This window comes from Campylobacter showae CC57C, assembly GCF_000344295.2.
GTDB lineage: Bacteria > Campylobacterota > Campylobacteria > Campylobacterales > Campylobacteraceae > Campylobacter_A > Campylobacter_A showae_B.
The window spans coordinates 1-11108 of the sequence record NZ_AOTD01000004.1 but is presented as its reverse complement, the minus strand read 5'-3'; the positions used below and the strand labels follow the sequence as shown (position 1 = coordinate 11108).

The following is an 11108-nucleotide window of genomic DNA, read 5'->3' as shown; positions in this document are numbered from 1 at the left end:
GCAAGAAAGGCACGAAAAATATGAAAATAACCCTTGCGCCAAACGAGTTTTTAGACGATTACGTTCTGGGCTGCGAATTTGCGCGAAATGCCGAAATTTCGGGCAATGCGTATCTGTTTTGGAGCGGCGCGATCTGTGCTAAATTTGAAAACTCGCGCATCGTTTTTCTACATAAAAAGAGCATTCCCGCACGATTTCGCGAGGCGGCCGCGCGCTGCAGCGATCTGGCTGGACTCGTGCTCACATCGGCATTTTGCTCGTTTACGACGCTAGCGCCATCGCATCTAGTCGCCAAAAACGGCTCCAAACTCTACCCGCTTTTCGAGCTACACGAAATTTGCGGGATAAAATTTATAAATTTAAAGAAATTTTACGACGACTTCGGGCTTGACTACGACTACAGAATTTACATCGAAAAGTGCTCGTTTTTCTCGCCTGCGCCGCTTGAAAAGCGCATAAAGCTAACCGAGACGATGTGCCTTGGGTATTATTAAATTTGACCGCAAAACCCGCTCAAATTTAACACCGCTATACTACGCCGAATTTATTCTGCAAATTTAAACCGCTCCGATCACTAAAACATAAAAATTAATTTTAGTAACATTTTATAAATTTATTTACATTTTTACTCACTTTGTATAGATTTTTGTAGCTTAAATTTTAAAATTAATCAAAAAATATAATACAAAACTCTATAATCGGTAAATTTAAAACCGAAAGGAGAAAAAATGAAACTACTTTCAGCTCTGGCTCTATGCACGGCGATGATGATCAGCGCGCAGGCAGCGGAAAAATACAAAATCAAGCTCGCCTCCACCTACGAGAGCAACGTACCCGTGCTAGGCGACGCTCCTAAGAAATTTAAAGAGCTCGTGGAAAAGATGAGCGACGGCCGTATCGAGGTTCGCGTCGACTATCCGTCCAAGCACAAGGCGGCGTTTGCGCTGCTTGATATGGTCAAAAGCGCCCAGTACGACGCGGCTTTTACCGCTAGCTACTTTTATAAGGGCAAGGACGCCAAGCTCATGCTCTTTACGACCGTGCCTTTTGGTATGAACAAGGCCGAGCAGGACGCCTGGTACGCGTACGGCGGAGGCAAGAAGCTGGCGCAAAAGGTCTTTAACGAATACGGCATCGTGACATTTCACGGCGGAAATTTCGGCATGCAAATGGGCGGTTGGTTTAAAAAAGAGATCAAGAGTACGGACGATCTAAAGGGGCTAAAACTACGCATGACCGGGCTTGGCGGCGAGATAATGGCAAAGCTGGGCGTAAACATTAACACGATCCCGATCGGCGAGCTATACATGGCGATGGAGATGAACACGATCGACGCCGTCGAGTGGGTGTGCCCAGCGATCGATATAAATTTCGGATTTCAAAAGGTGGCTAAATTTTACTACACAGGCTGGCAGGAGCCCGCTAGCGAAAATGAATTTTACATCAACAAAAAACTCTGGGACAAGCTACCCGCCGACCTCCAAGCTATCGTAGAAACCGCAACCAAGGCCGTAGCGGCCGATGTTTATGAGTCGGCGGTCTATCAAAACTCGCTAGTCCTTGATAAAATCAAAAGCGAGCATCCAGATGTGAAAATCGCTTCGTTTCCGCCAGAGATCATCGCCGCTCTGCGCAAGGCTACGGATGAGATCCTAGACGAGCTTTCGGCAAAGGACGCGACGTTTAAGGAAATTTTGGACTCGCAAAAGGCCTTTATGAAAAAGGCTAGAGTCTGGACGCAGATCTCTGAAAACAGCTACATAAACAGCACCACAGAGTGATCTCTGCTAAATTTAGAGCCGTCCGAGTAAAATTTGACGGCTCGGCTAACATAAATTTGGTGTTAAATTTGACCTAAAATTTGGTTTCAACTCGGACTATTCTTTTATATCTCTTGTTTCAATGATATATTCAAAGTATTTTACCCTATCTTTTGTCATATCCAGTTCACACTGCGCTATCATGTTCAATTCTATTAGCGACGGCGGGTAGTCTCTTCCGCCAACCTCTTCCCTAATATTCATGCAACCTTCTTTCATTTTCAACCATACTCTCTGTGCTGCAATAAAGTCATTTTTGCTAGGCTCTTTTGCTGCTAGCTTTGATTTATCGTTAGTAAACCTTTCTAATACGCTCTTATATTTTATGTTTAAAACTTTATCGTAAATACTCATTTCAAAATCAGTGCAGTTTGCTAACTGTCCAAATTGGCCTTTGTCGGATGCCTCCTGGCAGTCGCGTTTTATTTTCTCACTTATTATGTCACCATAATTCCATTCAAATTTTACATAATCAAGTGACGATCCTTCTGCTGTAAGGTCAGCCTGTATACATCCAATCACTTGATCGGTGGTTTGAGAATTCATTATGCACTTTTTCGTATTTTCAGAGACGTAGTCCGATCCTCCGCCGTAGACCGTGGCAGCGACCACAAGTGGTAAAAATAGCTTTTTCATACATTTTCCTTTAATTAAAATTGAATACTTATTATACGAAATTTTACTTTAAATTTACGTATTTTACCCCATATTTTTTTTACCTTCCAGCCCAAAATATACAATCTCAAATATTTATTTCACATTCGCATACTTCAAACAACGCTATATACGAATCAGATCTAGATCTCGACCCTTTTATAGGCTCGCACGAGATTGAGGAGCTCAAAAACTTTAGCGCAAAAGCTGTTTCGGAAAACGAAGTGCGAGTAAAATTTGAGCTATTTGGCGAAAAACGGGATATAACTTTGCGCCTAATTTGCGACAAAGATTGCTTGATCGACGACGTAAAGCTTAGCGACGGAGGCTCGTTAAAGGCTAAGATTAAGAAATCTTTAAAAGCAGCGTATCCGAGCAATTATGGCAAAATTTTTAAAGAGTGAGCGTAAAATTTAAGAGTTTAACGCGCCGTTTGGTTTCAAATTTGCCCATAAAGAGCGGCGCGTAGATCAGGGCGCGAGCTAGCGATAACTCGCGCCGATAAATTTATATTTTTCTATACGGAGCTTGTCCTGCTTCATAGAAGTTATTGCCCTCGCTATCGATCGCTACGATAGCCGGGAAGTCCTCGACCGTAAGCCTCGCGACCGCCTCTGGGCCAAGCTCTGGATAGGCTAGCACTTCGTACTTTTTGATACTTTGGCTGATTAGCGCGCCCGCGCCGCCGATAGCGACCATATAGACGCAGCCTGATTTTTTCATCGCTTCGACGACGGCGTCGCTACGATATCCTTTGCCTATCATGCCGTTGATGCCTACTTCGTTTATCATCGTCGGAGTGTATTTGTCCATGCGTCCGCTAGTTGTCGGCCCGGCTGCGCCTATGACGTCGCCAGGTTTTGCGGGGCTTGGTCCTAGATAGTAGATCGTCTCGCCGGCTAAATTTACGGGCAATGCCTCGCCTCGAGCCAAAGTCTCGGTTAGCGCCTTGTGCGCGGCGTCGCGAGCTGCGATGATGGTGCCGCTTATTAATACGTTATCGCCGGCTTTTAGGCTTTTTACGACATCTTTATCAAACGGCGCGGTTATCTTTTTTACTTCTGACATCTTTTCTCCTTAAATTTCAGCTTCAGCATGGCGAGCGGCGTGGCAGTTGATGTTGATAGCGACCGGTAGGCCCGCGATGTGGGTCGGATACCACTCGATATTTACTTTTACCGCGGTCGTGTCGCCGCCTAGACCTTGCGGTCCGACGCCCGTTTTGCAGGCGAGCTCTAGTAGCTCCTCCTCTAGCTTGGCGTATCTAGGATCCGGATTTTTGCTGTCTGCGGCGCGAGCGGCTGCGTATTTTGCCATTAGCGCAGCCTTATCCATCGTGCCGCCTATGCCTACGCCGATCACCATCGGAGGGCAGGCGTTTGGACCAGCTAGCTTAACTGTGTCTAAAAATACCTTTTTCACGCCCTCTAGGCCGTCTGCGGGTACTAGCATCTTTAGAGCCGATTTGTTCTCGCTGCCAAAGCCCTTTGGAGCGACTTTTATGTGGATTTTATCGCCTCTTACTATCCTTACGTTTATGACGGCCGGGGTGTTGTTTGTCGTGTTTTTACGCTCAAAGATCGGGTCGTTTACGACCGATTTGCGCAGGTAGCCGCCCACGTAGCCGTCTTTTACGCCCTCGTTTATCGCATCTTCTAAAAACCCGCCCTCGATATGCACGTCTTGACCGATATCGACGAACACCACCGCCATACCCGTGTCTTGGCAGATCGGCGCGACGCGTTTCTGGGCTAGATCGGCGTTTTGGAGTACCTTGCCTAGGATGTCTTTGCCTATCGGCGAGCTCTCGTTTTCTTTAGCTTTTTCAAAAGCCGCTCTCATATCGGGCGTCACGACGTAACAGGCCTCTTTGCAAAGCTCGCTGACGGTTTTGGAGATTAATTCCGCTTGAACTACTCTCATCTGTCCTCCTGTATTAAATTTGTTTTATAAATTTCAAAATATAGAATTTAATTTTTATCTCTTATTAAATTTCGCGAAGTTTATCAAAATAAGCTAAAAAGTTAGATTAAATTTGTGGATTTTGAGAGAGTTTGAGAGAAAAATCGGCTTAAATTTAGCAAGGCAAATTTAAATTTATGCTTTGCGTAAAAAATAATGGCAATCCCGCAAAACTCGGTCAAGCGGCGATAAATTTAGCGCAAATGTCGCAAGCTCAAATTTGACGAAATAGCTTAAATTTGAGCTAATTTTATGAACGCGTCGTCGTTTTCAAATTTGTAGCCCGGCTTAAATTTGAGAAGCCGTTTTTGCGCCTCAAATTTAAAACCAAATTTACGCCCCTCCTGCAAAAAGCAAGGCGCAAATTTGCCTAGTCTTCATCCTCTTTTTGCTCAAATTTTCTGCGCACCTTGACGCTAGAGATGCTAGCACCGTCCATCTTGCGCACCTCGTAGTAGCAGTTTTCGTCCTCGATCTTGTCGCCTACGACAGGCAAGCGACCGATGAGATTAAAGACGTATCCGCCGATCGTTAGCTCCTCGGTCTCGTCAGCAAAGCTTATCCCCATCAGCTCCTCGACGCTCTCTAAATCAAAGCGCCCCTGAAACTCGTATATATTTTCGTTGATCTTTTTGTAGTGCGGGTCGGCGTCGTCGTGCTCGTCGTTAAAGTCGCCTAGGATCTCTTCCATTATATCTTCCATCGTAAGAAGCCCCGCCGTGCCGCCGTATTCGTCCACGACGAGAGCGGCGGAGATTTGCTGCTTGTTCATCATGACTAAGATTTTAGATATCGAGAGGTTTTCGGGCACGATGACGAATTTACGCACGATGCTGTCAAATTCGCGCTTTTTGTTACCAAGATCGATTTGCAAGATATCCCTGATATGAATCATACCTAGTATCGCGTCCTTGCTGCCGTCGATGTAGGGATAGCGCGTGTATTTGGAGTCAAAGATCACTTTGATGTTTTCTTCGTAGCTTTTTTGCTTGTTTATGCAGACCATATCGCGGCGCGGAGTCATGATCTCTTTAGCCACCGTGTCGGAGAAATCGACCGCATTTTTGATAATCTCGGTCTCAAAGCTGTCTAAAACGCCGCCCTTTAGGCTCTCGCCGACGATGATTTTTATCTCTTCTTCGGAGTGGGCTAGCTCGCTCTCTTTGGCTGGTTTGATGCCTAAAATTTTAAGCGAAACGCCGGCTAAGAAATCAAAAGTCTTGATAAGCGGCGAGAAAACCACCCAAAATACGTGTAGCGGACGCGCGATGGCTAGGACGGCTTTTTCGGATTTTGCGATGGCGACGGACTTTGGTACCAGCTCGCCTAGCACCACGTGCATGAGCGTGATCAGCGTAAATGCGATCGCAAACGCGACGGTGTGGACTAAAATATCGTTTAGATTAAAGTATGCTTTTAGCGGTTCTTCTATCAGCCTAGCGACCGCGGGCTCGCCGATCCAACCAAGAGCTAGCGAGCTTAGCGTGATGCCTAGCTGCGTGGCGGAGAGGTATGTGTCGAGATTGTTTGACATATCAAGCGCGGTTTTCGCGTTTGGCACTTTGTCCTTAGCAAGCTCTTCTAGGCGGCTCTTACGGACTTTGACGATGGAAAATTCTGATAAGACGAAAAAAGCGTTTAGAAATACGAAGAAAAACGCGAGAGCGATCATAAAAAGCGAGTCGGCGCTACTGGGGTGCAATTAAAATCCTTAAAAAATTAAAATGAAATGCGGCGATTATAGCAGAAAATCGGGAATTTTAAACTGAAAGCGCATTTTTGCCGCCTCTAGCGCGAGCGAGAGCCGCGGGGGCTATTTTGCCGCGTTTTAGCGCTTTTAGTCATGCACGCGCCCTACTCTCCGTTTAAATTTGAGCCCAAATTTAAACTCTGCGCTAAACTTGTAATACAAATATTGCTTATTTTATGCGGCCTTTGGTCTAAATTTACAAAAATTATTTAAATTTGAGTCCAAATTTGACGCGCCTAGACCCACACCGTAAAAATGCTAGCGGTTAAATTTATAAAATTTGAACTAAGCTTACGCCGTCAAAATTTAGCGGCAAATTTGACGCGTTAAGTCCTAAAACTGCGGTTTGCCGCCGTTTGCTTTAGCGCCGTTTACGAAGTCGATCGCTATTTTTTGGCAGGCCTTTTTGTCCTTTTTATCAAGACACAAAGCCTCAAGCTCCTCGCGGCTCATACCTTTGTAATCAGCCACCGTTTTGGTCGTCCCGCCCATATAAAGCCACGTGAGAAAACCCAAAATAAACAGGATAAAAATTAGTCTCGCCACGCCCGCTCCTTTGTAAATTTATCTTAATGATACAGCGACGGCGGTTAAATTTAGCTTGATTTTGCGCTAAATTTGACGAGATGCGGCACTCAAATTTAAAAAAAATAGTCTCGAGGTAAAAATCGCCGCGAAACCCTGTAAAACGATGGCCGCGGCGTTGGAAAATTTTACGCCGAACTCGCTAAATTATTTTACCTTCTTGCCGTTTTTATAGCTTGCAAAAACTTCGCTCGTACCGTCCTTTTTAAACGCAATCACATCGTAGTCCTCGACGATACCGCCCTGCTCCATGCCGGGGCTTCCCAGCGGCATGCCGGGTACCGAGATACCCACGACGTCAGCCGGTTTGGCGGCTAAAAGCGCCTTTATTTCTTCGGCCGGCACGTGCCCCTCGATAGCGTAACCTCCGACTATACCGGTGTGGCAGCTAGATAGCTCCGGCGGAACGCCGTATTTGTTTTTCGTTTCGATTATCGCGTTTGTTTTGTGCTCTACGATCTCAAAGCCGCTTTTTTTCATTATCTCGCCCCACTTTCCGCAACAACCGCAGTCCGGGCTTTTATAAACTTCGATCGTCTCGCCGCCCAGAGCCGCCGACGCAAGCGCCGTAAATAGCGAAAATCCCAAAATAGTCTTTTTCATTTTCATCCTTTGTAAAAAATTCGCCGGATTTTAACATAATACGCATAACAGCAATCTAACGCGCATAAATTTAGCCGGGTTTTGCTATACTTTGCGACTAAATCTCAAATTTAAAGGCAAATAGATGTTTTCGTCGTTTTTCGCGAGCAAAAAATGGGTGCAGTGGGCGCACCTGGGCGTGATATTGATACTAGCTCTGACCTACGCGCAGGTGCAGCTAACGGTAGCGATAAACGAGTGGTACAAGGGCTTTTACGATATATTGCAAGACGTCAAAAGCCACACGGTAGGGGACTTTTGGACGGCGATCGAGATTTTTGCCGCATTGGCGTTTCCTTTCGTGCTACTAGGTACGGCGATATCGTATTTTACGCGAGTTTGGACGCTTCGGTGGCGAGAGGCGATGACCTTTAGCTACATCGACTATTGGAAAAAGACGCCAAAAGATATCGAAGGCAGCTCACAACGTATCCAAGAGGATATCTACCGTTTTGCTAAGATCGTCGAGGATCTGGGTGTTACGGTGGTGGATGCGGTTATGACGCTAGTGGCCTTCGTACCCATCCTTTGGGCGCTTAGCGCAAAGGTAAAAGTGCCGTTTATGGAGAACGTAGCCGGCTCGCTCGTGTGGATCGCTGTGGCTACCAGCGCGGGCGGCCTTATCATCTCGTGGTTTGTGGGCATAAAGCTGCCCGGTCTTGAGTACAACAACCAAAAAGTCGAAGCCGCATTTAGAAAAGAGCTCGTCTATGCCGAGGACGACAAGCAAAACTACGGCGATACGCACAAGCTAGAAGAGCTTTTTCGAAAGATAAGATTTAACTTCGGCAGGCTCTTTTTGCACTACGGATATTTCGACGTTTGGAAATACAGCTTTAGCCAAGCCATGATCATCGTTCCGCTCATAGCCCTAGGCCCTAGCGTGCTAACGGGCGCGATAACCCTGGGCGTGATGATGCAAGTCGTAAATGCCTTTTCTCAGGTGCGCGCTAGCTTGTCGATATTTATAAGAAACTGGACGACCATCACCGAGCTACGCTCCATCCACAAGCGTTTGAAAGAATTTGAGACCAATATCGGCTACAAAGGCACGAAAAACGAGAATAACGAGGGGCTGGGGCTTGATATATTTGCCTATTGGGCGATCACGATCGCAGCCTTTGCGATATACTTAAAGCTAATGGAATTTAGTATGTAAAAAACGTCATGCTTCGTCGGCCGCCCAAATTTAGCTTTGACTCGGACGTAAATTTGATGGCTCGCTCGGCTGTAAATTTGGCAAATTTAACGAACTCGCGGTTTTCTCTAAAATTGATGGCTTGCGGGCGGCGATTAAATTTGAGCTTGCAAGTCGCGTCCGAGCCGTCTAAAGCGGGTTCAGGTACGCAAATTTGCCGAATTTAGCCCGCACAAATTTAACGCAGATCCGTTAAAGCCGCTAAAACCAAGCCAAATTTACGCCGTCAAATTTCCAAAACCCAAATTTACCCGCCGTTTCTTTACAAATTTGCCGCCGTTAAGCCAAATTTAAACGCCTATTTACGAATTTATAGCTGTTTTAGCGGTATAATCGCCAAAATCTCGCAAAGGATGAAAAATGACGATAAGAAAAATTATTTTGCTCGCCGTGTTTACCGCGACGATGCTGACTGGTTGCTTCACCAGCTCAACTAGCGGCGGCGCGCTAGGCGAAAACAGACGCCAGATGTTTTTAGTCGGCGAACAGGAGATGAACGAAGCCGCAGCCAAAGCCTATGTGCAGACGCTAAGCGACGCGCGCAAAAAGGGCGCGCTAAACATCGATCCCGTGATGACAAAAAGAGTGCAAGACGTCGCCAAACGCCTGATCGCGCAGGTCGGAGCATTTAGAGAGGATGCGCTCAAGTGGAAATGGGAAGTAAACGTGATCGACGAAAACACGATAAACGCGTGGTGTATGCCGGGCGGTCGCATCGTCGTTTATAGTGGCATCATTAAAAACCTATCGCTCACAAACGGCGAGCTAGCCGCCGTCATGGGGCACGAGATCGCGCACGCGCTGCGTGAGCATAGCCGCGAGCAGGCCAGCACGGATATGCTCAAAAACGTCGGCATTTTCGCCGTTTCGCAGGCTGCGGGACTGGGCGATCTAGCTACCGGCGCCATGAATATGGCCGCGCAGTACACCATCTCGCTACCGTTTTCTCGCTCGCACGAGCGCGAGGCCGACCACATCGGCACGGAGCTGATGGCGCGCGCGGGCTACGATCCTAAAGAGGCGGTGAACGTCTGGGTCAAAATGTCGCAAAAAAGCGGCGGCAGCGTGCCTGAGATACTGAGCACCCACCCGTCTAGCCAAAGCCGCATCGCCGATCTGCGCGAGGTCGCGGCCAAGCTCGAGCCGGTGTATCAGCAAGCTAAAAAGTAAAATTTAGCTTGCGTGCCAGCCCTTTAAAGCGCTTACGGTCGCCCGTCTTAGACAGTCGGACGGGCGTTTAAGGATATTTGTAAGGCGGATAGCCGAGCCGTAAAATCCGCCGAATACTAAATTTGAACGATTAGATTTTAAATTTGCCGCTCAAACAGCGGCTTTTTGATTTGATTTAAAAGCGGTAAATTTAACTGCATTTGCTTTTTTATAGATTTTGGGTTAGCTGTTTTTGTCGTAAATTTAGAGTAGTTTTTGACGTTCGATTTACATCGCCATCCGCATCAAATTTGCGCGCAAGCCTGCTTTTTATCACGCTTTTTGCTTACGTAAAACGGCATGTGGCGAGTGCGACGTTAATCAATCTCCCGCATCGCATCAAGCCTTTTCAAAAACACTTCTATTTTATACAGCTGAGCCACATCGAGCGCCCTGCCCGAGTAAAAATACTCCACGCTGTTGCCGTTTGAATAGTAAATTTTACCGCCGCACTCGTCGCATCTTTCTGCACCCTGCTCGTCGCCACAGCCTTCGTCGCCCCCTTCCTTGCCTTGCTCGCCCTCGCCGCGCCCTTCCGAGCCCCGCTTGCTCTTACCTTTTATACTCTGTCCGCCGCCCTCGCCTCGCCCTTGTTCCTCAAATTTATCGATTTGTACCGATGAATTCGTATCGAATTCTACGCCGCCGTCTGCGTTAAATTTAGCCGCCCGCGAGGGCAAATCCTCGCCGCCCGCAAGCTTCAGCCCTCCGCCCAGCTCGCTTGCAAGGCGGTTTAGCGTGCCGTCGATGCCGTCGATGATGCGCACGTGCGGCGGCAAAATCTCGCGCAAAATATCCTTGAAATAGTTAAAATGCGTGCAACCAAGCACGAGCGAACCGAGGCGCGCGAGCTCAAATTTACCCAGTTCCTGGCGCAGATAGGTCCGAACCGCGGGCGAGTCAAACTCCAAATCCTGCGCAAACTCCACGAGCCTGGGTAGCGGCAAGCTCCACGTCTCGCACTCCAGTCGTCCCACGAGGCGCGCGAGCTTTTCGCCTACGATCGTTAGCGGCGTGGCGATGAGCAGCGTCGGGCGCGCGCCGAAACTGTCCGCGGCGAGCTTGACGGCGGGCTCCATGCCGATGACCGGCACGCTAAATGTGCCGCGAAGCTCCGAGATAGCCGCGCTCGTGGCGGTGTTGCAAGCTACGACGACCGCGTCCGCGCCGCGCGAGACCAAGAACCCCACCGCATCGAGGCTCAGCTGCACGATGTCGGCCCTACTTTTCGTGCCGTAGGGGACGTGATCCTCGTCGGCAAAATACAAAAACTCCGCCCCGCTAAACC

The 11108-nt window shown here is 47.8% G+C and carries 11 protein-coding genes; 4 read left to right on the top strand and 7 right to left on the bottom strand.

What is annotated here, in order from left to right:
* Positions 1–20: 20 nt before the first annotated feature.
* Together cheQ and H740_RS00225 are read left to right on the top strand one after the other, a co-directional pair.
* A complete protein-coding gene (cheQ, locus tag H740_RS00230; protein ID WP_034956737.1) occupies positions 21–494 on the top strand; it encodes a cheVAW transcriptional regulator CheQ in 474 nt (157 codons plus the stop codon).
* A gap of 234 nt (positions 495–728) precedes the next feature.
* Positions 729–1781, top strand: coding sequence for a TRAP transporter substrate-binding protein (locus tag H740_RS00225; protein ID WP_002950220.1), 1053 nt, complete (start codon positions 729–731; stop codon positions 1779–1781).
* Positions 1782–1877: 96 nt separating this feature from the next.
* Here the strand turns inward: H740_RS00225 and H740_RS00220 are convergent, their stop codons facing one another.
* The 6 genes from H740_RS00220 to H740_RS00190 form a co-directional block, all read right to left on the bottom strand.
* Positions 1878–2456 carry a lysozyme inhibitor LprI family protein gene (locus tag H740_RS00220; RefSeq protein ID WP_002950219.1) on the bottom strand — a complete coding sequence of 193 codons (579 nt, stop codon included), beginning with the start codon at positions 2454–2456 and terminating at the stop codon, positions 1878–1880.
* Between the two features lie 525 nt (positions 2457–2981).
* Positions 2982–3542: a Fe-S-containing hydro-lyase gene (locus tag H740_RS00210; RefSeq protein ID WP_002950208.1), complete on the bottom strand. Its 561-nt coding sequence runs from the start codon at positions 3540–3542 to the stop codon at positions 2982–2984.
* Positions 3543–3551: 9 nt separating this feature from the next.
* Complete coding sequence (locus H740_RS00205) at positions 3552–4397, bottom strand: fumarate hydratase (RefSeq protein ID WP_002950206.1); 846 nt, start codon at positions 4395–4397, stop codon at positions 3552–3554.
* A 409-nt stretch (positions 4398–4806) separates the two neighbouring features.
* Positions 4807–6138 carry a hemolysin family protein gene (locus tag H740_RS00200; protein ID WP_034956734.1) on the bottom strand — a complete coding sequence of 444 codons (1332 nt, stop codon included), beginning with the start codon at positions 6136–6138 and terminating at the stop codon, positions 4807–4809.
* 381 nt (positions 6139–6519) lie between these two features.
* Complete coding sequence (locus H740_RS00195) at positions 6520–6732, bottom strand: hypothetical protein (protein WP_002950202.1); 213 nt, start codon at positions 6730–6732, stop codon at positions 6520–6522.
* Between the two features lie 186 nt (positions 6733–6918).
* Positions 6919–7374: a DUF411 domain-containing protein gene (locus tag H740_RS00190; protein WP_002950200.1), complete on the bottom strand. Its 456-nt coding sequence runs from the start codon at positions 7372–7374 to the stop codon at positions 6919–6921.
* A gap of 124 nt (positions 7375–7498) precedes the next feature.
* Here H740_RS00190 and H740_RS00185 point away from each other — a divergent pair, with 124 nt between their 5' ends.
* Positions 7499–8572 (top strand): putative transporter, encoded by a 1074-nt coding sequence (locus tag H740_RS00185; protein WP_002950197.1) that lies wholly within the window; start codon positions 7499–7501, stop codon positions 8570–8572.
* Between the two features lie 399 nt (positions 8573–8971).
* A complete protein-coding gene (locus H740_RS00180; protein ID WP_002950196.1) occupies positions 8972–9781 on the top strand; it encodes a M48 family metallopeptidase in 810 nt (269 codons plus the stop codon).
* Positions 9782–10137: 356 nt separating this feature from the next.
* Here the strand turns inward: H740_RS00180 and H740_RS00175 are convergent.
* On the bottom strand, positions 10138–11108 hold a 971-nt coding region (locus H740_RS00175; RefSeq protein WP_002950195.1), incomplete at its 5' end, for a glutamate racemase.